We start from the raw sequence: 22,603 nt of genomic DNA on the forward strand, positions 1-22,603 counted from the left end.
TCAGGGGAACAATCTCGCCTCGATTGCGGGCGATCTCGGCAATGTCAAAAGCGCCGCCTTGCAGTTCAGCCTCAGCCCGAACAACCATAACAGAGTGATTTTTGACGATGACTTCACGAACAATGTCCGGGCGACAGGCGCAGGACATGACGCTTGAAGCACTAGGTTCGCCAGCCCCTCTTTCCCTTTGAAGTGGTCGGAATTGTAATGTGGTTCCATCGTAGACCATTGCCAATCTTCAATGACGAAGATGCCCCCTTCCGACATGCGCGGAAAAACGAGGTTGAACGACAACATCGTTTCCAAATACTGGCGCGAAGCGTCATCTATAACGAGATCAATCTTCTCGTTGCCGTACTCTGCGTCCAGCAATTCGCCGAACCGACTGATGTCCGCCTGACTTATCCCCTTGCAAAGCCGCACATTATCCTGCCGCGAACACCTGTCGACATACGCCTCAAGGTGAGGCAGATCGCGCGTCGAATATTCAACTGCAACCAGTTTGTCAGGCCGAAATACACAATCGAAGAGAGCAACGCTCCCTCCCTGCCATACTCCTATATCGACGACATTATGAACATCGAACTTCGAGGTACAATCAAGTTCAGCCTCAATCATTTCGCGGGATTTCACCAGCAGAAACTCGTAGTCGTTCGATGCGAATTCATGATATTCTTCAACATCAACCGTGGCGAAAAAATTGACGCCGTCAACGGTACATCTGTTCCGCTCTGAACAGAAAATCGGTTGAACCTTCTTCTATTTCGAACTGCCTGAAATTGAGCGCAAAGCAGTTGAGATGACTTCCTTAAATTTGCTCACCAATATGCCCTTACTTGTTGTAGTGCTGCTTCATCACCTGAAAGTCCCGGGTTTACAAGCTTACTGAACATCAAATGCAGAAAGAAACGCAGGGCAGTTGTTTCACGACCTAACAAATGGGTTGGGTCCGACCATATTCGCCAAGACTGATGCTGAAGTTGGCGCAAACATTCGCGTAATTCGTAGCGTCAAAAAAGATATGTTTCACTCTGGACGTCAAAATTGAGAGTTAAGGCACGTCTGAGTTGAAAAAAAACACAGTTAACAGGAAATGTGACTCCATTTATCCAACGCCGTAGGCGATTTCCAGCGAATCTTGTTGAAACTTCACAGCAGAGAGGTCAGAACCAGCCAGACATCTATGCAAGGTTATAATCTATGCTCGCGGAACTTCGGGAACAATATCTGACCACGGTTGCCCGTGCCCTAGATGGCACGATCTATGAAGACCCACCAATTCTGTTTGGAGACACCAAACCGGATTATGACTCCAAAAACCGTGAATACGGCTGGGATTGGCCGTCTGTTGCTTTCACTATGGTGGGCAGCAAGAGATTGGCCAATGTTCGCGCCATGGTGGAATCCGTCATCGGCAACCAGGTTCCCGGCGATTTTGTCGAAACCGGAGTATGGCGTGGTGGTGCCAGCATCTTCGCGAAAGCGGTTCTCTTTACATATGGCCAGAATGACAGACGTGTCGTTCTGTGTGACTCTTTCATGGGACTGCCCAAGCCGAATGAAGAACTGTATCCTCACGACAAGGGGTCTGATTTCCATAAGTACGACGCTCTGGCCGTGTCAGCCGATTCTGTAAGGGCGAATTTTGAAAAGTTCGGGCTCCTGGACGATAATGTCGTGTTCATTGAAGGCTTCTTCAAAGACACCATGCCACTGGTACCCAGTGAGCAGATTGCAGTGCTGCGTCTTGACGGCGACATGTATGAATCAACCATAGATCCTTTGCGGCACCTTTTCGGTAAGGTCTCGGAAGGCGGTTGGATCATCGTTGACGACTATCACGTGGTTCCCGCAGCCAAAGCGGCCGTGCATGATTATCTTGACGAGGTGGGCTATAAGCCACCCGCGATCAACGAAATCGATGGCGTGGGCGTCTATTTCCAAAAGGTCTAGAGAGGACCAGGCCTTGGGTTCAGGTCATGGGTCAGGTTGCGCCCGTCACCTGAACACCTGAAACGTCACGCTCAGCAAGGCTGCGGCCTGTTCGTGTTTAAGAATGGCCGACCAGGCTGACACCCTTGGGGTGCTACCAAACAGAATCCTGCACATTCCGATAGAACACCCAAAACATGGAACTGATTCAGGTTCTGAAAGCAATTCTTTCACGTGGTACAGTCGTCTTCGGCAACCCTTTTGGACGTCGCACAGTGGGTGCCACACCGGATGCAATCTTTGCACCCGCCCTCAATTTCTTGTTCTTTCACTGAGAGATGGTGCGGTCGAGAAGACTCGAACTTCCACGGGAGTTACCCCACAGCGACCTCAACGCTGCGCGTCTACCAATTCCGCCACGACCGCACTGCCAATGACTTGGTAAAGCGGCGTATAGACGTTGGTGCGCGCGATGTGAAGAGGCAAAAACGCAGTGGTTTAAATTCCTTCACCACGGGCTTATCTCTGCCACTGGACAACACGCCATTGACCTGACAGGAGCCGCCGATGCCCCCGCCCGAAAACCTCCCGATCGTTCAGATCGATATCGTCTCGGATGTTGTGTGCCCCTGGTGCATTGTCGGCTTTCGACAGCTTGACATGGCGTTGCAGCAACAGGGTGTCCTTGCCCGGCTTTGCTGGCATCCGTTCGAGTTGAACCCGGACATGCCACCCGAAGGCCAGAACCTGCGTGAACATATCATGGCGAAATACGGCTCGACCGCCGAGCAAAGTCAGCAGGCACGGGACAAGCTTACCTCGATCGGGGCCGAGCTCGGCTTTGCCTTTAACTTCGACGATGACAGCAGAATGGTGAACACATTCGCAGCGCATCAGTTGCTGGATTGGGCGGAATCAGTCGGCCGACAGCATCCTTTGAAACTGGCTCTGTTCGACGCGTATTTCACAGCGCAGCGGGATGTTTCCGATATGGATGTTCTGCTGGAAGTTGTTCGATCCATCGGGCTGGACGCGGATACGGCGCGACAAGCACTTGAAAGCGGAGAACACATAGCCCCGGTGCGTGAAAAGCAGCTGTTCTGGACCAGCCGGGGAATTTCAGGCGTGCCATCCATGGTTTTTGGCGGGAAATACCTGCTGACCGGCGCACAGGGTTCTGAAACCTATGCCCAGGTGCTGCAACGTTGCCTGTCCGAGGCCGCCTGACCCCTTTTCTTGACCGATTCAGACGGATATGAGACCGGCATGGAATGGAAAATCACCGATGGTCTGACCAGCTATGACGACGCCGTTGCCTTTATGGAGGCGCGCGTCGCCGCAATTGCAAATGGCGAAGCCGAAGAATGTGTCTGGCTGCTGGAACACCCGCCGCTTTATACGGCCGGCACTTCGGCCAGGATCGAAGATCTGACCGACCCCGATCGGTTTCCGGTTTACGAAAGCAAACGCGGCGGCGAATACACCTATCACGGGCCCGGCCAGCGTGTGGCCTATGTCATGCTGGATTTGAACAAACGTGGTCGCGACGTGCGTCAGTTTGTGAAACAGCTGGAGACCTGGGTGATCTCGGCGCTGGCGGAATTCAACGTGCAAGGCGAGATCCGTGAAGGGCGCGTGGGGGTTTGGGTTCGGCGTGATGACAAGCCGTTGACAGCGACCGGCAAACCGGCGGAAGACAAGATCGCCGCCATTGGTTTGCGCCTGCGCAAATGGGTCAGTTTTCACGGAATCTCAGTGAATGTCGAACCGGATCTGGAACATTTTTCCGGCATCGTCCCTTGCGGGATAAGCGAATACGGCGTGACCTCATTGGTCGACCTGGGCTTGCCGGTAACGATGGCAGACCTTGATGCCGCACTGAAAAAGACTTTCGCAGACGTTTTTGGCCCAGTGGCACCCTGAATCCATCTGTCGATCACTGCGCAGCGAATCGCTGCGCGCCACTGTTGCAAACAACAATCCCTGTGACAGGCTGGCTCTGTTTCCCATGCGTAAGGCAATTAACCCTGAATTCGGTGGATTTGTAGAAGTCTTTAAGCATTTTTTAACTCAGGTGGATACAAAGGCCCCGTTAACGAGTAATATGGAACTGCCAATCAAGAGTGAGTGGTATGTTAACCGGTGATCCAGGGCTCGCCCTCGAAATCCGAGAAGTGTTTGGTTACGAGTCTGCCGTTCCGACCCCAAATCGGAACGGCAATTCTCTTTCAGGCACCGCTATTCTTCCTGGTGGCCAAATCGGGACGAACCGACGCAGGCGCGGCCAGCCTGTTCCAGTTCGAGCGTCGCATGGCCCACCCCGAAACGAACTTGCAGCGTGTGCCTGACACTGTCCCGTACCATTTCGGCATCTGACCACGCGTTCGCATCGATGACCAGATGCGCCGTCAGCGCGGGCTGCCGCTCCTGCATGGCCCACAAATGCACGTGATGCACTTCGGCCACCCCATCCGTTTCTTCGATCGCCGCGGCAACCTGCTCTGGCTCCAGGTCGGGCGGAGCGCCCAGCATCAGAACGCGGACCGTCTCGCCTATCTCTTCTTTGACATGCCACATGATGTAGACCGAGATCAGGATCGTCACAGCCGGGTCTACCCATGTCCAGCCGAACAGGATCACTGCGGTGCCCGCTACGATCACGGCGATTGATCCCAAGGCGTCCGCAACATTATGGATGAATGCGGCCCGGATATTCATGCTGTCCTTGGCCATGGTATACGTCAGCGCAGCGGTTACGAGATCGACCACCAATGCCAGCGCGGCGACCCAGACCACAAGCCATCCGTTGATCGGCTCGGGTTCAAAAAACCGCATGACGCCTTCGTAGAACAGATAGACCGACAACACGATCAACGTAGTGTAATTGACCAAGGCCGCAACGACTTCGGCCCGGCCATAGCCAAAGCTCATCCGTGGATCGGCCGGACGCCGTGCGATCTTGCGGGCAAAAAACGCAATGATCAGCGCAACAGCGTCCGAAAAGTTGTGCAGCGCATCGGCAATCAACGCCAGAGAACCCGAAATGATACCCCCGATGACCTGAGCCAATGTCAGGAACATGTTCACCGCAATTGCCCAGGCGACGCGCGCATCGCCAGCGTCTGGATCAATGTGGTTGTGCTGGTGACCATGCCCGGTGTGGGAATGCTGGTGTGCCATATCGTTTCATATCCCTTGTTACGGCTTCCCAGAGCATGTAATTCCTCTAGCCACTAGAGGTTCAAGAGGTCAAAACCGGAAAATGTACTCGATCGGGGACTTATCGCGCCGAACCGGAGTGAAAATTCCGACAATCCGGTTCTATGAAGACAAAGGCCTGTTACCCAAACCAGACCGAACCGCGGGCAATCAACGCCGGTATGACGAAGTCGCGTTGAAACGGCTGATCTTCATTCGCCATTGCCGTGATCTGGGATTGCCACTGGCCGACGTCGTGGGCCTGCTGTCCCTTGAAGGCGCGTCTGGCAGCGACCTTAACCGGGCCCACGAAATTGCCCAAAAACAACTGGCCGATCTGCGGGACCGAATTGCCCGCCTGCAAAACCTCGAAGCGGAACTGACCCGAATTTCAGCGGCCTGCGACGGGCAGCACGATCATGTCTGTGCCGTGCTGCACGCGTTTCAGGATCATGGCGAATGCATGGGGCCGCGTGGCGCCGAATGATCAGGCGAGAGCGGCGCTGATCTTTTTCGCGTGTTCACCGATAAGCTCGAAATCCCCCATCTTGCCCGGCGGGCGCATGGAAACCCCTTCGTGGCGCGGCAGGACGTGAAAATGCAGGTGGAAGACTTCCTGCCCGCCTGCCGCCTCGTTGAATTGCTGGATCGTCACCCCGTCCGCGTCGAATGCAGACTTGACCGCCCGGGCCATCTTCTGCACCGTTTTTATAACCGCCGTCAGTTGCTCGGGCGTGGCATCCAGTACGTTGCGGCATGGTGTTTTGGGGATCACCAAAAGATGCCCGTCCGCGCGCGGCATGATGTCCATGAAAGCCAGCGTTTCATCATCCTCGTACACGCGCATGCACGGGATTTCTTCGCGCAGGATTTTGGCAAAGATATTGTCGGGGTCGTAATCAGCCATCTCAAACCTCTGGATTGCGGGTGTTGGCACAGTTCTGAGACGCGCGCGGGCGACGGTCAAGGCGGAACTCTGCCAACGCCCATGCCGCATCGACGGTCCGGGCTTGAATTCTCATCCGCCATGCCCAGATACCCCACATTCAAGGCCGGAAAATCGTGCGGCGCCCGCGTGCCCGCGACAATTAATCTTGATCCAGATCAAACTCGGCCATTGAAGGTGCCCTCTTCACATTCTAAAACCAGCAGGAATCCCGCGCGTTGGAGAGGTCCGACTGCGCGGTGCAGTTGCAACAGGAGGCACCTATAATGGCAGACGCAGCCATTCACGGTCACGACCATGAAGATCAGCGCAGCTTTTTCCAGCGCTGGTTCATGTCGACCAACCACAAGGACATCGGGATTCTGTACCTGGTCGTTTCGGCCCTTGCCGGTCTGATCTCGGTGGCGATGACCGTTTACATGCGGCTCGAGCTGATGCACCCGGGCGTTCAGTACATGTGCCTGGAAGGCTTCATGGCCGACCCGTGTACCCCCAACGGACACTTGTGGAACGTGATGATCACCTATCACGGTGTTCTGATGATGTTCTTCGTTGTCATCCCTGCCCTGTTCGGTGGATTTGGCAACTATTTCATGCCGTTGCAGATCGGTGCGCCGGACATGGCGTTCCCGCGGATGAACAACCTGTCCTTCTGGCTGTATGTCGCCGGCACCTCGCTGGGTGTTGCCTCGCTGCTCAGCCCGGGTGGGAACGATCAGCTCGGCTCGGGTGTGGGCTGGGTTCTGTATCCGCCGCTGTCGACGACCGAAGGCGGCATGTCCATGGACCTGGCGATTTTTGCCGTGCACGTATCGGGCGCCTCTTCGATCCTCGGCGCGATCAACATGATCACCACCTTCCTGAACATGCGTGCCCCTGGCATGACCCTGTTCAAGGTACCGCTGTTCAGCTGGTCGATCTTCGTCACCTCATGGCTGATTCTGCTGTCGCTGCCGGTTCTGGCAGGCGCGATCACCATGCTGCTGATGGACCGCAACTTTGGCTTCACCTTCTTTGATCCGGCCGGCGGCGGTGACCCTATCCTGTATCAGCACATCCTGTGGTTCTTCGGCCACCCCGAAGTGTACATCGTGATCCTGCCCGGTTTCGGCATCATCAGCCACGTGATCGCCACCTTCTCGCGCAAGCCGATCTTCGGCTATCTGCCGATGGTATGGGCGATCATCGCAATCGGCGTGCTGGGCTTTGTCGTGTGGGCGCACCACATGTACACCGTCGGCATGTCGCTGCGTCAGCAGGCCTATTTCATGCTGGCCACGATGGTCATCGCGGTTCCGACGGGGGTCAAGGTGTTCTCGTGGATCGCCACCATGTGGGGCGGCTCGATCGAGTTCAAGACACCGATGCTGTTCGCCTTCGGCTTCCTGTTCCTGTTCACCGTCGGCGGTGTGACCGGTGTGGTTCTGTCGCAGGCCGGTGTCGACCGTGCCTATCATGACACCTACTATGTCGTGGCACATTTCCACTATGTGATGTCGCTGGGTGCTGTCTTCGCGATCTTTGCCGGGGTGTACTTCTACTTCAGCAAGATGACGGGCCGTCAATACTCCGAGTTCTGGGGCAAGGTTCATTTCTGGCTGTTCTTCATCGGCGCCAACCTGACCTTCTTCCCGCAGCACTTCCTGGGCCGTCAGGGCATGCCGCGCCGCTACATCGACTACCCCGAGGCATTCGCCCAGTGGAACTTCGTTTCGTCGATCGGCGCGTTCATCTCGTTCGCCTCGTTCCTGCTGTTCTTCGGGATCGTGTTCTACGCCCTGTTCCGTGGTGCGAAAGAGACACGTCCGAACCCGTGGAACGAATACGCGGATACGCTGGAATGGACCCTGCCGACGCCGCCGCCCGAACACACGTTCGAGCAGCTGCCCAAGCAGGAAGACTGGGACAAAGGCCACGCGCACTGATCCCGATCTGATCCCAAAAAAACCCCGCCCAAGTGGCGGGGTTTTTTCGTTTCCACCTCTGCCGGTTCGCCAAGTGTACCAAAATCCGCTATGATACCCCCGCAGAACAGTCGGAGGATCGGCAATGCCGGAAATCGACTTTTGGTATTCAATCGGCAGCACTTACAGCTTCCTTACCGTGATGCGTCTGGACGACTGGTGCGCAGAACATGACGCCACCGTGAACTGGCGGCCCTTTAATGTGCGCACGGTCATGTCAGCCCAGCAGAATATCCCGTTCGCCGGAAAACCCGAAAAATCCGCATATATGTGGCGTGATATCGAACGTCGCTGTGCCAAGTATCACATCCACGCCAGCCTGCCCGCACCCTATCCGATTTCCGATCTTGCCCTGGCCAATCAGGTCGCTTTGTTTGGTATGAGGGATGGATGGGGCAAGTCATTTACCCAGAACCTATACCGCATCTGGTTCGAGGATGGCGTCGAGGCAGGCAGCGAAAGCGCCCTGTCCGAAGCATTGCTGCGGTGCCAGCAGGATCCTCGCCTGACGCTGGCTCGCGCGCGCAGCCCGGATATCGTCACCGCGCTGGAAGCTGAAACAGACATCGCCGTGAAACTGGGTGTTTTCGGCGCCCCCAGCTTCGTGGTGAGGCAAGAGGTGTTCTGGGGCGACGACCGTTTGGATGACGCCTTGTCCTGGGCGCGTGTGGGCCACGTGGTCTGATCAAAATCCGTCGACATGAGGCGGCACTGCGATATGTTTCCGGTATGCCGTACAAATGGAATCAGACATCCGAGACCGAACAGGAACTGCGCCTCTGGCCGCATAACTCACTGCCGCGACGTGGGGCGATGATTGCCATCCTGTCCGTATTTCTGTTCGGTTTGATCCCATTGTTGGCCGTGCTTGGGTCGGTCGTGTTGTGGGGCCTGTTACCGTTTCTGCTGTTGACGGTGCTTGGGCTTTGGCTGGCGATTCAGGCGAACTATCGCGCGCGCAGTGCGTTTGAGGTTTTCACCTTGTCCGGTTCACAAGCCCGCCTGGTGCATCACACTCCGGGCAAAGACCAACAGGAATGGTCGTGCAATCGCTATTGGGCACGACCTGAAATGTACGAAAGAGGCGGCCCGGTTCCACACTATGTCACGCTCGTCGGAGACGGGCGTGAAGTAGAAATCGGGGCGTTTTTGTCGGAAGATGAGCGCATCACGCTCTATGACGATTTGGCCAGGAAACTGCGCGACCCTGTCGCGCAGTAGGTGTTTCAGCCTGATGTCTCAGCAGTCGCCGTTTGACGCGGCGCAGAGGTGGTCCTTGACCATAGGCCCGACCTTGCCGAAATCCATCTGTCCGGTATAACGGGTCTTCAACTCGCCCATGACCTTGCCCATGTCGCGAATGGAACCGGCACCGGTCGAAGTGATTGCAGCCTGAATCGCCTTTGACACCTCATCATCATCCAGCTGCTTGGGCAGAAACTCTTCGATGACGGCGACTTCCTGCATCTCGCGCTCGGCCAGGTCCAGGCGACCGCCCTCTTCATAGGCGCGCGCACTTTCCTTGCGTTGCTTGGTCATTTTGCCAAGAATTTCAAGCACCTCTGCATCACCACAGCCCTTGACCTCTTCATTGTCCGAGGCGCGCGCGGCGATGTCGCGGTCCTTGATGGCCGCGTTGATCAACCGCAGCGTCGACAGACGCTCGGCTGCTTTGTCTTTCATTGCTTGCTTCAGGGCGGCATTCACCCGTGATCGCATGTCCATTTGGCTTGTCCATCCCCATGACAACGGAACCCCGAACATATCTAAACAAAAAGCGCGTTACAACCGGGGGCGAACAAGCTTAACCCATTGAAAAATAACGATGGCCCAAAAATTGGACAGACTTGACCCAAGCGCTTAACACCCTTAGGTATGCGCCGGTTTACCTTGCAGGAGAGTCGCGCCATGGCCCAGAACGCCCCGTCCAAGCCCACCGCATGTCTGGCTTTGGCCGACGGAACGCTGTTTTACGGCATCGGTTTCGGTGCAACCGGGCAGACCGTGGCAGAACTCTGCTTCAACACAGCGATGACCGGATATCAGGAAATCATGACCGATCCATCCTATGCCGGGCAGATCGTCACCTTTACCTTCCCCCATATCGGCAATGTCGGCGTGAACCCCGAAGATGACGAAACCGCTGATCCGGTTGCCGCTGGCATGGTCGTCAAATGGGATCCGACCCAGCCGTCCAACTGGCGCTCGGCCGAAGAACTCAAGGGCTGGCTTGCCCGCCGTGGACGCATCGCCATCGGCGGCGTCGATACCCGCCGTCTGACCCGCGCCATTCGCCAACAAGGCGCGCCGCATGTGGCGCTGGCTCATGATCCCGAGGGCAATTTCGACATCGAAGCACTGGTTGCTGCGGCCCGCGGCTTTGCCGGGCTGGAGGGGATGGACTTGGCCAAGGATGTCACCTGTGCCCAAAGCTACCGCTGGGATGAAATGCGCTGGGCGTGGCCGGAAGGGTACAAGCGGCAAGAGGCCCCCGCCCACAAAGTCGTGGCTGTCGACTATGGTGCAAAGCGCAATATTCTGCGCTGTCTCGCCTCGGCTGGATGTGATGTAACCGTGCTGCCAGCAACGGCAACCGCTGCCGAAGTGCTGGCCCATCAGCCGGATGGCGTTTTCCTGTCGAACGGTCCCGGCGACCCGGCCGCAACGGGTGCCTATGCTGTGCCGATGATCAAGGAAATTCTGGACACAACCGATCTGCCCGTCTTTGGTATCTGCCTTGGCCACCAGATGCTGGCGCTGGCGTTGGGCGGTCAGACAGTCAAGATGAATCACGGCCACCACGGCGCGAACCATCCGGTCAAGGATCTGGAAACCGGCAAGGTCGAAATCACGTCGATGAATCACGGTTTTGCCGTGGACGCACAGTCTTTGCCGGAAGGCGTGGTCGAGACCCACAGATCGCTGTTTGACGGCTCGAACTGCGGGATCCGCATGACTGACAGACCTGTATACTCGGTGCAATACCACCCCGAAGCTTCGCCCGGCCCCCAGGACAGTTTTTACCTGTTCGAACGTTTCGCCGATGCGATGGAAAAGAAAAAAGAGCAGGCATAAACCCTTAAGTTACCAGAGTTAACGGCACATTAACCTTGTTTGATCAACCCTGAGCGCAGGTAACTGTGCCAGGGTTTTTTAATGGTTGAACTTAACCTTCAGGATTTTACAAACGCGTCCCCGATCCCGGCGCCCGGATTTCGCAAACCGCTGGGCACATGCCTGCTGGAAACCGAGGTCATCACGCGCTCGCAACTGGACCATGCGCTGAGCCTGCAGACCAGGCAGAAAGCGCCGCTTGGCGAGATTCTGGTTGGCGAGGGGTATGCCACCAGGCAGGACGTTCTGAAAGCTCTGTCCACGCAGTTCGGGTGGCAGATCGCGGACCTCGAACAAATTCCACCGATGCCCGGATTGTGTGACCTGAAGCCGGTGGACTTCTGGCTTGAGCACAATGTTATCCCTTGGATGCGCATCGGCCCGTTGCTTTTGGTCGCCACTGCCCGGCCCGATCGTTTTGCAACCGTGGCAGCCGAGATGCAGGATTGCGACTATTCCATCCTGCCCGTTCTTGCGGATTCTCATCACATAGACAGGGTCATTGCACAGTACTTCTCGCGGACGCTCGCAAAAGCGGCCGAAACCCGTGTGAACGCGGCACAAAGCTGCCGCAACTGGACCGCCGGGTCCCGGCTCGTATCATCAGCAACAACGCTGGGTGTGCTGTGTCTTTTCGCCCTGTTCCCTTCGTTTGGATTGATGGTTTTGTTGGGCGCGGCCGTAGGTAGTTTGGTTCTTTTTGCAGCCTTTCGGATAATGGGCGCCCTGGCCTGTCTCAGCGACCGCATGAAAAAGCCGACCGAGCCAACAGAGGCGGCGATCGCGCTGCGTCACCCCTGCGTGTCCATCATGGTGCCGTTGTACAAGGAGCGAGAAATCGCGAGTGCTCTGGTGCAACGGCTTCAAAGGCTGACCTATCCCAAAGCGCTGCTGGACGTCATTCTCGTGCTTGAGGCGACGGATGATGTGACGCGCGACGCCCTTGCGCGAGTGGCTCTGCCCAGTTGGATGCGTGTTGTTGAAGTCCCCGAACTGAACGGGTTGACCACCAAACCGCGCGCCATGAATTACGCGCTGGACTTTTGCCGCGGTGACATCGTTGGCGTTTGGGATGCCGAAGACGCACCACAGCCGGATCAGATTGAACGTGTGGTTGCGCATTTCACCCAAGCTTCGCCCGAGGTGGTTTGCCTGCAAGGTGTTTTGGATTACTACAACCCCCGCACGAACTGGCGGTCACGCTGTTTTACCATCGAATACAACAGCTGGTTTCGGGTGATCCTGCCGGGCATCGCACGTATGGGGCTGGTCGTCCCGCTTGGGGGAACGACGTTCTTTTTCCGCCGCGAAAAGCTCTTGGAACTGGGCGGTTGGGACGCCCACAATGTCACCGAAGATGCCGATTTGGGTGTGCGGCTTTGCCGGGCGGGTTACCGGACCGAGATGGTGGACACCGCCACCTTCGAAGAGGCGAATTTCCGTGCCTGGCCGTGGGTGAAGCAACGCTCACGCTGGCTCAAGGGGTTCACGGTCACCTACCTTGTGCACATGCGGGACCCGCGGAAACTGTATGCTGATTTGGGTGCGGCCAAGTTTATCGGCCTGCAGGCATTTTTTCTGGGCACTCTGGGTCAGTTCCTGCTGGCCCCCGTTCTATGGGTTTTCTGGCTATACGCCCTGGGTATACCCAATCCGATGGAGCAGATCCTGCCGCAGCAGATCACGACGGCGCTGATCTGCCTGTTTCTGGCGACCGAGGCCCTGAATATTTGCGTCGGGATCATCGCTGTATCCGCGCGTGAACGTCGGTTTTTGCTGCCGTGGGTTCCGACGATGTGTCTGTATTTCCCTCTGGGGGTGGTCGCCGGTTACAAGGCCCTGTGGGAACTGGCGACAAATCCGTTTTTTTGGGACAAAACCCAACACGGGCAGGCCAGCGAAGACGTTCCGCTGACCTGACGTTTATTTGTCGCGACGACTGGCATCCTGTTTCAGACGTGTCATGAAGGCGACCGAAATATGTTCCTTCAACGCCTGCCCCGCAGCCTCCTCGTCTCGGGCTGCGATGGCATCGACGATTCCCTTATGCTCACTTTGCGCAATCTCACCACGCCCCTGAACTGCCAGCGAAGTGGTCGCCATCAGGGCCATCGTCCGGTGAACCAGATCAAGCTGCTGAACCAGATAGCGGTTGTGTGACGCCAGATGAATCTGTTCGTGAAACCGTCGGTTGGCGCGCGACAAGGCCGTTGGGTCATCGATCAGCTTGTCATCTTCGACGACCATGTCCTGAAGAACCTTGATTTCTTCTTCGGTGGCGTGTTTTGCGGCCAGGCGCGCAGCCAGCCCTTCAAGTTCCCGGCGCACGATGTAAAGCTCGGCCATCTGGTTGTGATCCAGGGACGCGACGATCAACGACCGCCCGTCCCGTTCCAGCAGAGACTGGGTTTCCAACCGTTGCAACGCTTCGCGGATCGGGGTGCGTGACACTCCGAAACGGTCTGCCAGTTCGCTTTCGACCAACCGATCACCTGGCTTGTAGACGCCCACATCGATGGCTTCCAGGATAAGGCTGTAGGCGTCCTTGGTCGGGGATCGGGTCTGGCTCATGGGATCGTTTGTCTCCTCGTTCGGACATGTCTAGCCGTGACAGGGGGCGGCGATCAAGTACAGCATTGAAAACCGACCGACTGCGCCCTAAACCCAAGCCATGGTCAAACCTTCGTTTAGTCATGTCACACAATGGGTGTTCGATCTGGACAACACCCTGTACCCACCGCATATGCGGCTGTTCGATCAGATAGAAGTTCTGATGACGGATTATGTCGTGCAAGCCATCGGTGTTGACCGGGCCGAAGCCGACCGGCTGCGCGCGCATTACTGGCGGGAATACGGGACCACGCTGGCCGGGTTGATGGCCGAACATGATCTGGACCCCGACCCCTACCTGCACGCGGTACATCAGGTTGACATGAGCCACATGGACCCGGATGCGGAACTGGCCGATCACATCCGCGCCCTTCCCGGCCGGCGGATCGTCTACACCAACGGCAGCGCGCCCTACGCGGAACGAGTCCTTGAGGCACGCGGCCTGACAGGCCTGTTCGACGCGATATACGGTGTTGAACATGCAGGGTACCGACCAAAACCCGAAAAAGCTGCGTTCGAAGCGATTTTTGAAAAAGACGGTCTTCAGACCGAAATGGCAGCCATGTTCGAAGATGAACCACGCAATCTCGCGGCCCCGCACGAGATGGGAATGCGCACGGTTCATGTTTCTCCGGACCCGCATGAAGCCGATCACATCCACCATCACACGGACGATCTGACCGCGTTTCTGGCGCGCCTGCGATAGGCTGTCACAGTGCGACGATCTGCACGTTCTGCACACCCATCTGCGTCCTTATATGCGCTGCAGCGACGAACAGATGGAGACCCCGATGAGCGCGATTGAGATGCCGCTGCGCCTGCCGATCTGGCAGCGCCTTTTCTTCGCAATTCCCGTCTTTGGATGGCTGGCGCGCGAGGCGGTCAACGCCAAGGCAGAAGACTTGTATTACACCGCCGCTGCGATTTTCAGCATGTGGGGCTGTTCCATCATGTTGTTCGGCCTTCCCGGCCTCTACATCCCTGCCCTTATGATGGTGCCGCTGATGTTTCTGATCCTCATCCTGATTTCACGGGGCTGAAATACGGGACAGGATGTCACTTGGCACTCGGGGCAGATCCGAACTAGGTTCTGCCCAGAATGATGAGAGGCGCCATGTCCGACAGCTGTGACATCCTGATTTCCGGTGGCGGGATCGCCGGTCTGACCGCTGCGGCGGTATTCGGAACGGCAGGTTTTGAAGTGATCTGCGTTGATCCGAGCCCTCCAATCACCGAGCGGGACGTGGACGGGTCAGATCTGCGCACCACGGCTTTTTTGCAGCCTGCGCGCGGCCTGCTGGAACAATGCGGTCTGTGGGCAAGACTGGATGCACAGGCGGCCCCGTTGCAAGTCATGCGGATCGTTGACGCCGGGGGCGACTTGCCCGAGCCACGCGTCGTTCGCGACTTCAACGCGGCCGACATCTCCGAACAACCTTTCGGCTGGAACCTACCCAACTGGCTGTTGCGCCGTGAAATGGTGGCACGACTGGCCGAGTTGCCAAATGTCGGTTTCCGTCCCGGCACCGCGACCACCAGCCTGTTTACCCGAACCGCCGAGGCCCGCGTGAGCCTGAGTGATGGCAGCCGCGTCCGGTGCAAGCTTGTGCTTGCTGCCGATGGTCGCAACTCGCCAATGCGCGAAGCAGCCGGCATCAAGGTGCACACAACACGATATGGGCAAAAGGCGCTGGCATTTGCGGTGACGCACCCAATTCCACACGAGAATGTTTCGACCGAAATTCACAGATCCGGGGGGCCGTTCACGCTGGTGCCTCTACCGGACTGGAACGGGCAGCCCTCGTCCGCCATCGTCTGGATGGAACGCGGACCGAAGGCCGTTGAACTCCTGAACCTGAAACCCGATGCATTCGAGGCCGCCATGACCTCTCGGTCCTGCGGGTTGTTCGGCCCGCTGAAATTAGCATCCCGCAGAACGATCTGGCCCATCATCAGCCAATCGGCGGAACGGCTGGCGGGTGAACGCATCGCGCTGATGGCCGAGGCGGCGCATGTGGTGCCTCCCATCGGGGCACAAGGATTGAACATGTCTCTGGGCGACCTGCGTTGCCTGCTGGATTTGGCACAGGCCCGGCCCGAAGTTCTGGGAGACGAACAGATGCTGGGTGCCTATCACAAGGCCCGTCACACCGAGATCGAGATGCGCATCAAAGGCATTGATCTGCTGAACCGCGCCTCGATGATCGAGACGCGGCCGCTGCGGGATGCACGGGCGATGGGGCTGAGCGCGCTCTATTCCCTGCCGCCAGTGCGCAAGACTTTGATGCAGATGGGCCTCGGCGTTCGCTAAGGTCCGGTCCGCTTACAGAACCTGATCCAGCACCCGTTTCAAACGCGCGATGGTGCCGTCCACGTCGTACAGCTTGTCGAGCCCGAACAGACCCAACCGGAACGTGCTGAACCCTTCGGGCTCATCACATTGCAACGGAACACCCGCGGCAATCTGCATGCCAAGTGCCGCAAATTTCTTGCCATTCTGGATTTCGGGATCCGAGGTGTAGCTGACCACAACTCCGGGCGCGCCGAAACCGTCGGCCGCAACCGAAACGACACCCGTGTCCTTGAGCATCGATCGCACACCGTCACCCAGCGCCCATTGCGCCGCACGCAACTTTTCGAACCCGTATTCACGCGTCTCTGCCATGGTGTCGCGGAAGGCCAGCAACGCATCGGTCGGCATCGTGGCATGGTAGGCGTGGCCGCCGTTTTCATAGGCTTGCATGATCTGCCGCCATTTCTTCAGATCAAGGGCGAAACTGTCGGAACTGGTCTGCTCCAGACGTGCCTCTCCGCGTTCAGACAACATGACCAGACCGGCACATGGCGAGGCGCTCCACCCTTTCTGCGGCGCCGAGATCAGAACATCGACACCGGTGGCTTTCATGTCCACCCAGGCGCAACCCGACGCAATGCAATCCAACACCATCAACGCACCCACCTCATGCGCCGCGCTTGCCAGCACGGTCACATAGTCATCCGGCAGAATGACCCCCGCCGACGTTTCGACATGCGGAGCAAAAACAACACCGGGCTTTTGTTCGCGAATCGCGGCGACGACCTCTTCGATCGGAGCAGGCGCAAAAGGCGATGGGCTGGAATTGCCAGTCTCGCGCGCCTTCATGACTGTGGTCGAGTTTGTCAGAGACCCGCTTTCAATGATCTGGCTCCACCGGTACGAAAACCATCCATTGCGAACCACAAGCACATCTGCGCCGTGCCCGAACTGTCGGGCGACCGCTTCCATGGCATAGGTTCCACCGCCGGGAATAACGGCGACGCCATCTGCATTGTACACGCCCTTCAACATATCCGAAATGTCGCGCATCACCTGCTGAAACTTCTGCGACATATGGTTCAGCGAGCGGTCCGTAAATACGACCGAGAATTCTTCGAGCCCGTTCGGGTCAACGGTTTCCAGCAAGCCTGGCATGGCGCATCCTCTCCAAAGCGTTTTCGAAGTCTTGTCCGCTTTGTCAGTTCGGGTAAAGCCCTTTCGCGGCAAAATTTGACCCAACGTAAAGCTTAACAAACACATAATTTTTTTCGCTTAAATTCGTGAAAGCACGAAAATGACGCCAACCAGTGTCACTTCCCCTTTACACTTCTACTTGCTTCTGAACAGATGCGCACACTTTATACTTGAAGGGATAGATTCACCCGTGACGATACAAAAGCGGATCAGCTTCCAGTTCGTTCGAGACGAAGTAAAACGACGCATTGAAAGCCGTGTCTGGCCACAAGGATCGCTTTTGCCGACGGAGACCCAACTGGCAGAGGAGTTCAATTGCGCCCGGGCCACTGTGAACAGAGCCTTGAGAGAACTGGCCGAACAGGGCTTTGTCGAGCGCAAACGCAAGAGCGGCACACGCGTCAAGAAAGAGCCCAGCAAACACGCCAAACTCGAATTGTCACTGGCGCGGCAAGTGGTCGAAAGCCAGAATGCAAACTATCGTTATGCGCTTGTGGAAAGGAATGTCGTCACCAGCCCAGGATGGCTTTCCTCGCAGATCAACGTGGCACCGGATGCGCGTGTTCTACATGTAATCTGTATGCACTATGCGGACAATCGGCCCTTCCAGATGGAAGAACGATGGATCAACATCGAGGCCGTACCTGATGTGGAGGACGCGGACCTGTTCGAACAGGGGCCACATGAATGGCTGTTGACGGCCGCACCTTTCACCGATGCCGAGGTCGCTTTCTGTGCCATTTCCGCAGATGCGCGACTGGCAGAATTCATGGGCACCACGGCGGGAACATCCATGATTCAAATGGAGCGGACCACCTGGAAAGAAGACAGGCCGCTTACCTTTGCGCGCATGACGCATCATCCGGGCTATTGCATCCGCACCAAGTACTGACTCTGTTCAGCCAATGGGACCGGGCAGACGTTCTTCGCTCAGCAGAACATTGGCCTCGACGTCGCCTGCACCCGGCAGAGTCATGATCCGGCGCCGCAATACACGCTCGAAATCGGCCAAGTCTCGGGCCACGACACGCAGTCGATAATCATACAGCCCCAGCACGTGCTCGACGGTCTGCACCTCGGGAACGGCACTGACAGCGCGCTCAAAATCTTCAAGGCTGACTTGGCCCTTGCGCCCCAGCTTGATGCCCAGAAAGACTGTGACACCGAATCCCAGCGCCTCGGCATTCAGACGCAGCCGACGGCCCTTGATTATTCCTGCCTCTTCCAGCCGGCGAATGCGACGCCAGGTGGCGGGTTGGGACAACCCGAACCGGCGCCCCAATGCTCCGGCACTTTGCGTGGCATCCTGTTGCAGCGCGCGAAGAAGACGACGATCAATCTCATCCAGCTCAGTCATACCGGCAGCACCTCGTCCCGCTTGACCCGCGCGATGTGCATAAGGGCCTCGATATCGGCAATATGCGGCAGGGTCAGAATCCGGTCGCGATAAAGCTGCTGATAATGCTTCATATCTCTTGCAATGACGGAAAGGCGAACATCGACACGACCCAGAAAGGTCTGGATTTCGATCACCTCTGCCACGTCACGCGCCGCCTGCGTGAAATCGTCGAAAGCGCGGGCCTGCGTCTTGTCGAGCGTGATCCGAAGCGAAACCTCGACGGCATATCCCATCGCGGCCCAGTCTATCACGGCCTCCTGACCTTCGATGATCCCTGCAGCCTGCATCTTTTCGATTCGCCGCCAACAGACGCCCGCGCTGATCCGGCAAAGATCGGCCAGTTCCGCTGTTGTCAGGCTCGGGTCTGCTTGAAAGTGGCGCAGAATGCGCCGATCAATGTCATCAAGCATGATTTTTTCACAGTCTCCGTTTTTTGCGAATTATTCTTCATCTTTTTTGCAAATACTCAAGCCCAACCCTATCGCCATTGCGCGAACGGGCAGATACAACCGCCGCAATCAAACCAGAAAGGACCGGCGAAATGCGCGTCTATTACGATCGCGATTGCGATATCAACCTGATCAAAGACAAGAAAGTGGCCATCCTGGGCTATGGCTCGCAAGGTCACGCGCACGCGCTGAACCTGCGCGATTCAGGTGCAAAGAACCTGGTCATCGCGCTGCGCGAAGGTTCGCCTTCGGCCAAGAAAGCCGAAGCCGAGGGCCTGGAAGTCATGGGCATCGCCGAGGCGGCCGCCTGGTGTGACGTGATCATGTTCACCATGCCCGACGAGCTTCAGGCCGAGACCTACAAAAAATACGTCCACGACAACATCAAGCCGGGTGCCGCGATTGCATTCGCCCACGGCCTGAACGTCCATTTCGGCCTGATCGAGCCGAAAGAAGGCGTCGACGTCATCATGATGGCCCCCAAGGGCCCCGGCCACACCGTGCGCGGCGAATACACCAAAGGCGGCGGCGTGCCCTGCCTGGTCGCTGTCCACAACGATGCAACCGGCAAGGCGCTGGAAATCGGCCTGTCCTACTGCTCGGCCATCGGTGGCGGGCGCTCGGGCATCATCGAAACCAACTTCCGTGAAGAATGTGAAACCGACCTGTTCGGCGAACAGGCGGTTCTGTGCGGCGGTCTGGTCGAACTGATCCGCTGCGGCTTTGAAACTCTGGTCGAAGCCGGTTACGCCCCTGAAATGGCCTATTTCGAGTGTCTGCACGAAGTGAAACTGATCGTTGACCTGATCTATGAAGGCGGCATCGCCAACATGGATTATTCGATCTCGAACACCGCCGAATACGGCCAGTACGTCACCGGGCCGCGTATCCTGAAATACGACGAGACCAAAGCGCGCATGAAAGAGGTTCTGAACGACATCCAGCAGGGTAAATTCGTTCGTGACTTCATGCTGGAAAACGCCGTCGGCCAGCCGACCATCAAAGCGGCGCGCCGCGCCAATGACGAGCATATGATCGAAGAAACCGGCGCCAAGCTGCGCGGCATGATGCCGTGGATCTCGGCCGGAAAGATGGTCGACAAAGAAAAGAACTAAGAAGGGCGGATGCCTGTCACAGGGCGGCCCATGTGGCCGCCCTTTTCGTTTGAACAAAGGTCCGGCAAGGCACATAAACAGCCGGTCAGGTTTAATTTTTGGCGCAGCCGCGCGTTCCGACAGGACAATCAATGGTTCAACAGCCGACAAAACAGGACTGGAGCGGCGTCTTCACGCTGGGCCTGATCTGGGGCGCGACCTTCATGGTCGTTGCCATGGCACTTGAAGGGTATGGCCCAATCACCGTTGCCACCTCGCGAACCACGCTGGGCGCTGTTACCCTGCTGCTGATGATGAGGGCGACCGGTCGCAAGCTGCCGGTTCTGACACCGGCGCTGAGTGTGTCGATTGTCCTTATTGGCGTGCTGTCCACCGCCGTGCCATTCATGTTGCTGAGTTGGGGGCAGCAATTTGTGCCATCTGCCTTTGCGGGGCTGTCCATGGCTGCCATCCCGCTGATGGTGCTGCCGCTTGCGCATTTCTTCTCGGATGAACCACTGAACCTGCGCCGGTTTCTGGGGGTGTGCCTTGGCTTTTCGGGGGCCCTGGTTTTGATCGGACCCGGCCTTGCACAATTGGGCCAGGGGGCAGAACCCGTCGCACAACTGGCCTGCATCACGGCGGCGCTGTGTTACGCAAGCTCATCCGTGCTGACGCGACGCTGCCCGCCGATTGACCCTTTGGTACTGGCTGCCCTGACGCTGGTTGTCGGGGCCGCACTACTTCTGCCCATAATGCTGCTCACCGAGGGGCTGCCGACCTGGCAAGGCCCACGCCCGACAATCGCCCTGATCGTTCTGGGTTTGCTGCCAACCGCGTTTGCCACCCTTTTGCGCGTTTCGATCACCCGCAGCGCCGGGTCGGTTTTCCTGACATTGGTGAATTACCAGGTGCCGATCTGGTCGATGGTGTTCGGCGCATGGATCCTGTCCGAGGCCCTGCCCCTGCGCTTTTTCATCGCTCTGGCCCTGATCCTGACCGGCATGGCCATCAGCCAGTGGTTCAGCCTGCGAAAGGTTTTGTTCGGGAATTAGCTTGTGGCGGCTTCGACCTCTGCCACGATGCTGTCGACAACTTGGGTCAGCAACCCATCGTCTTCGCATTCAGCCATCACGCGGATCAGAGGCTCGGTCCCGGATTTGCGGATCAACAACCGGCCCTGCCCGTTCAACCGCGCCTCGGCATCGGCGATGGCCGCCTGAACACTTTGAACCTCCAACGGTGTTTGATCGCTGGAATAGCGCACATTCTTCAGCAACTGCGGAACGGTTTCGAACTGCTTGGACAGATCAGATGCCTTGCGCCCCGACAGAACCATTTCCGCCAGGAAATGCAGCCCTGCCATCAACCCATCACCGGTGGTGGCGTAATCGCTCATCACGATATGGCCGGACTGTTCCCCACCAAGGTTGAACCCGCCTTCACGCATCCGTTCGACCACGTAGCGATCACCGACGGCCGTTCGCTCCAGACGCAAACCCTGCGCTGTCAGGTGGCGTTCCAGGCCCAGGTTGGACATGACGGTCGCGACCAGGGCGTCGCCCTTCAACTGGCCCGATTTCTTCCATGCCGTCGCTAGCAAAGCCATAAGCTGATCGCCGTCAGCCACCTGACCGGTTTCGTCGACGACAACCACCCTGTCCGCGTCGCCGTCCAGACAAATGCCCACGTCGGCGCCATGCGCGACAACGGTTTCTGCGGCCAGTTGTGGCTTGGTCGATCCGCAGTTGAGATTGATGTTCTTGCCGTTGGGCGCGATTCCCACGGGGATCACTTCTGCGCCCAGCTCCCACAGAACCTCCGGCGCGGTGCGGTGGGCTGCGCCGTTCGCACAATCGATCACCACCTTCAAACCATCCAGACTGACGTTCCGCGGCAACGACGACTTTACACGTTCGCCATAGCGAAACCGTGCGTCATCAACCCGGCGCGCTCGGCCGATATTCTGCGCCTGGGCGGGTCTGACGCCTTCGTCGATCAGTCTTTCGATCTCGACCTCGGCCTGATCGGACAGTTTATAGCCGTCCGGCCCAAAGAACTTGATTCCGTTGTCTTCGGCAGGGTTGTGGCTGGCCGAGATCATGACGCCCAGATCAGCCCTCATGGAGCGCGTCATGAGGCCAACGGCGGGCGTCGGAACGGGCCCCAGCAGCAGCACGTTCATTCCAGTGGACGTCAAACCGGCCGTCAGCGCGTTTTCCAGCATATAGCCGGACAAACGCGTATCCTTGCCGATGACAACCCGGTGCACCCCTGTCGCGTCCCGTCGGAAATACCGCCCGACTGCGGCCCCGATGCGCAACGCCATCTCTGCCGTCATCGGATGCGTGTTGGCGGTGCCCCGCACCCCGTCGGTTCCGAACAGCTTGCGCATAGGTGTCACTCC

24 protein-coding genes and 1 tRNA gene are annotated in these 22,603 nt (G+C 57.6%); 15 read left to right on the top strand and 10 right to left on the bottom strand.

Going from position 1 to position 22,603, the window contains the following annotated elements; all coding sequences use genetic code 11:
• Positions 1-633, bottom strand: a complete 633-nt coding sequence (locus tag GS612_RS08760) for a class I SAM-dependent methyltransferase (RefSeq protein WP_171639683.1) — start codon at positions 631-633, stop codon at positions 1-3.
• Positions 634-1,200: 567 nt separating this feature from the next.
• Between GS612_RS08760 and GS612_RS08765 the strand changes: the two genes are divergently transcribed.
• Positions 1,201-1,953 (top strand): TylF/MycF/NovP-related O-methyltransferase, encoded by a 753-nt coding sequence (locus GS612_RS08765; protein ID WP_171639684.1) that lies wholly within the window; start codon positions 1,201-1,203, stop codon positions 1,951-1,953.
• A 318-nt stretch (positions 1,954-2,271) separates the two neighbouring features.
• On the opposite strand, the gene GS612_RS08770 is transcribed toward GS612_RS08765, so the two are convergent.
• Positions 2,272-2,358, bottom strand: a tRNA-Leu gene (locus GS612_RS08770).
• A gap of 141 nt (positions 2,359-2,499) precedes the next feature.
• On the opposite strand from GS612_RS08770, the gene GS612_RS08775 reads away from it, so the two are divergent.
• Positions 2,500-3,159 (top strand): DsbA family oxidoreductase, encoded by a 660-nt coding sequence (locus GS612_RS08775; protein WP_171170660.1) that lies wholly within the window; start codon positions 2,500-2,502, stop codon positions 3,157-3,159.
• Between the two features lie 39 nt (positions 3,160-3,198).
• The gene (gene lipB, locus GS612_RS08780) at positions 3,199-3,855 is read left to right on the top strand and encodes a lipoyl(octanoyl) transferase LipB (RefSeq protein WP_171231840.1); all 657 of its coding nucleotides are present in this window, start codon (positions 3,199-3,201) and stop codon (positions 3,853-3,855) included.
• A 315-nt stretch (positions 3,856-4,170) separates the two neighbouring features.
• Here lipB and GS612_RS08785 read toward each other — a convergent pair whose 3' ends face one another.
• The gene (locus tag GS612_RS08785) at positions 4,171-5,112 is read right to left on the bottom strand and encodes a cation diffusion facilitator family transporter (RefSeq protein WP_171228529.1); all 942 of its coding nucleotides are present in this window, start codon (positions 5,110-5,112) and stop codon (positions 4,171-4,173) included.
• An 82-nt stretch (positions 5,113-5,194) separates the two neighbouring features.
• Between GS612_RS08785 and GS612_RS08790 the strand changes: the two genes are divergently transcribed.
• Positions 5,195-5,617 (top strand): helix-turn-helix domain-containing protein, encoded by a 423-nt coding sequence (locus tag GS612_RS08790; RefSeq protein ID WP_171639685.1) that lies wholly within the window; start codon positions 5,195-5,197, stop codon positions 5,615-5,617.
• Here GS612_RS08790 and GS612_RS08795 read toward each other — a convergent pair whose 3' ends face one another.
• Positions 5,618-6,037 carry an HIT family protein gene (locus GS612_RS08795; RefSeq protein WP_171639686.1) on the bottom strand — a complete coding sequence of 140 codons (420 nt, stop codon included), beginning with the start codon at positions 6,035-6,037 and terminating at the stop codon, positions 5,618-5,620.
• Positions 6,038-6,342: 305 nt separating this feature from the next.
• Here GS612_RS08795 and ctaD point away from each other — a divergent pair, with 305 nt between their 5' ends.
• The 3 genes from ctaD (at position 6,343) to GS612_RS08810 (ending at position 9,261) form a co-directional block, all read left to right on the top strand.
• Positions 6,343-8,001 (top strand): cytochrome c oxidase subunit I, encoded by a 1,659-nt coding sequence (gene ctaD, locus GS612_RS08800; RefSeq protein ID WP_170346621.1) that lies wholly within the window; start codon positions 6,343-6,345, stop codon positions 7,999-8,001.
• Between the two features lie 124 nt (positions 8,002-8,125).
• Entirely contained in the window at positions 8,126-8,725 is a 600-nt protein-coding gene (locus GS612_RS08805; protein ID WP_171206854.1) for a 2-hydroxychromene-2-carboxylate isomerase, read from the top strand.
• Between the two features lie 44 nt (positions 8,726-8,769).
• Positions 8,770-9,261 carry a DUF2244 domain-containing protein gene (locus tag GS612_RS08810; RefSeq protein WP_171119599.1) on the top strand — a complete coding sequence of 164 codons (492 nt, stop codon included), beginning with the start codon at positions 8,770-8,772 and terminating at the stop codon, positions 9,259-9,261.
• 18 nt (positions 9,262-9,279) lie between these two features.
• Here GS612_RS08810 and GS612_RS08815 read toward each other — a convergent pair whose 3' ends face one another.
• Positions 9,280-9,765 carry a GatB/YqeY domain-containing protein gene (locus tag GS612_RS08815; protein WP_152457635.1) on the bottom strand — a complete coding sequence of 162 codons (486 nt, stop codon included), beginning with the start codon at positions 9,763-9,765 and terminating at the stop codon, positions 9,280-9,282.
• A 183-nt stretch (positions 9,766-9,948) separates the two neighbouring features.
• Between GS612_RS08815 and carA the strand changes: the two genes are divergently transcribed.
• Positions 9,949-11,115: a glutamine-hydrolyzing carbamoyl-phosphate synthase small subunit gene (gene carA, locus GS612_RS08820; RefSeq protein WP_152457634.1), complete on the top strand. Its 1,167-nt coding sequence runs from the start codon at positions 9,949-9,951 to the stop codon at positions 11,113-11,115.
• 81 nt (positions 11,116-11,196) lie between these two features.
• Positions 11,197-13,074, top strand: coding sequence for a glycosyltransferase (locus tag GS612_RS08825; RefSeq protein WP_171639687.1), 1,878 nt, complete (start codon positions 11,197-11,199; stop codon positions 13,072-13,074).
• Between the two features lie 3 nt (positions 13,075-13,077).
• On the opposite strand, the gene GS612_RS08830 is transcribed toward GS612_RS08825, so the two are convergent.
• The gene (locus GS612_RS08830) at positions 13,078-13,725 is read right to left on the bottom strand and encodes a GntR family transcriptional regulator (RefSeq protein WP_171119596.1); all 648 of its coding nucleotides are present in this window, start codon (positions 13,723-13,725) and stop codon (positions 13,078-13,080) included.
• Between the two features lie 100 nt (positions 13,726-13,825).
• Here GS612_RS08830 and GS612_RS08835 point away from each other — a divergent pair, with 100 nt between their 5' ends.
• The 3 genes from GS612_RS08835 (at position 13,826) to GS612_RS08845 (ending at position 16,075) form a co-directional block, all read left to right on the top strand.
• Positions 13,826-14,470, top strand: a complete 645-nt coding sequence (locus GS612_RS08835; protein WP_171639688.1) for a pyrimidine 5'-nucleotidase — start codon at positions 13,826-13,828, stop codon at positions 14,468-14,470.
• Between the two features lie 85 nt (positions 14,471-14,555).
• The gene (locus tag GS612_RS08840) at positions 14,556-14,804 is read left to right on the top strand and encodes a hypothetical protein (protein ID WP_171639689.1); all 249 of its coding nucleotides are present in this window, start codon (positions 14,556-14,558) and stop codon (positions 14,802-14,804) included.
• 74 nt (positions 14,805-14,878) lie between these two features.
• The gene (locus GS612_RS08845; protein WP_171639690.1) at positions 14,879-16,075 is read left to right on the top strand and encodes a UbiH/UbiF family hydroxylase; all 1,197 of its coding nucleotides are present in this window, start codon (positions 14,879-14,881) and stop codon (positions 16,073-16,075) included.
• Positions 16,076-16,087: 12 nt separating this feature from the next.
• Here GS612_RS08845 and GS612_RS08850 read toward each other — a convergent pair whose 3' ends face one another.
• Positions 16,088-17,215 (bottom strand): aminotransferase class V-fold PLP-dependent enzyme, encoded by a 1,128-nt coding sequence (locus tag GS612_RS08850; protein ID WP_171639691.1) that lies wholly within the window; start codon positions 17,213-17,215, stop codon positions 16,088-16,090.
• A 229-nt stretch (positions 17,216-17,444) separates the two neighbouring features.
• Here GS612_RS08850 and GS612_RS08855 point away from each other — a divergent pair, with 229 nt between their 5' ends.
• Entirely contained in the window at positions 17,445-18,146 is a 702-nt protein-coding gene (locus GS612_RS08855) for a GntR family transcriptional regulator (protein WP_371809324.1), read from the top strand.
• 6 nt (positions 18,147-18,152) lie between these two features.
• Here the strand turns inward: GS612_RS08855 and GS612_RS08860 are convergent, their stop codons facing one another.
• Positions 18,153-18,611: an Lrp/AsnC family transcriptional regulator gene (locus GS612_RS08860; RefSeq protein ID WP_171639692.1), complete on the bottom strand. Its 459-nt coding sequence runs from the start codon at positions 18,609-18,611 to the stop codon at positions 18,153-18,155.
• Positions 18,608-19,063, bottom strand: a complete 456-nt coding sequence (locus tag GS612_RS08865) for an Lrp/AsnC family transcriptional regulator (RefSeq protein WP_171119589.1) — start codon at positions 19,061-19,063, stop codon at positions 18,608-18,610. The genes GS612_RS08860 and GS612_RS08865 overlap by 4 nt, the downstream gene beginning before the upstream one ends.
• A gap of 131 nt (positions 19,064-19,194) precedes the next feature.
• Between GS612_RS08865 and ilvC the strand changes: the two genes are divergently transcribed.
• Positions 19,195-20,217: a ketol-acid reductoisomerase gene (ilvC, locus tag GS612_RS08870; RefSeq protein ID WP_171170636.1), complete on the top strand. Its 1,023-nt coding sequence runs from the start codon at positions 19,195-19,197 to the stop codon at positions 20,215-20,217.
• 131 nt (positions 20,218-20,348) lie between these two features.
• Complete coding sequence (locus tag GS612_RS08875) at positions 20,349-21,251, top strand: DMT family transporter (RefSeq protein WP_171639693.1); 903 nt, start codon at positions 20,349-20,351, stop codon at positions 21,249-21,251.
• Here GS612_RS08875 and glmM read toward each other — a convergent pair.
• Entirely contained in the window at positions 21,248-22,591 is a 1,344-nt protein-coding gene (glmM, locus tag GS612_RS08880) for a phosphoglucosamine mutase (protein ID WP_171228515.1), read from the bottom strand. The genes GS612_RS08875 and glmM overlap by 4 nt on opposite strands.
• Positions 22,592-22,603: the final 12 nt, after the last annotated feature.

This window comes from Ruegeria sp. HKCCD6157 (assembly GCF_013110685.1).
Classification (GTDB): domain Bacteria; phylum Pseudomonadota; class Alphaproteobacteria; order Rhodobacterales; family Rhodobacteraceae; genus Ruegeria.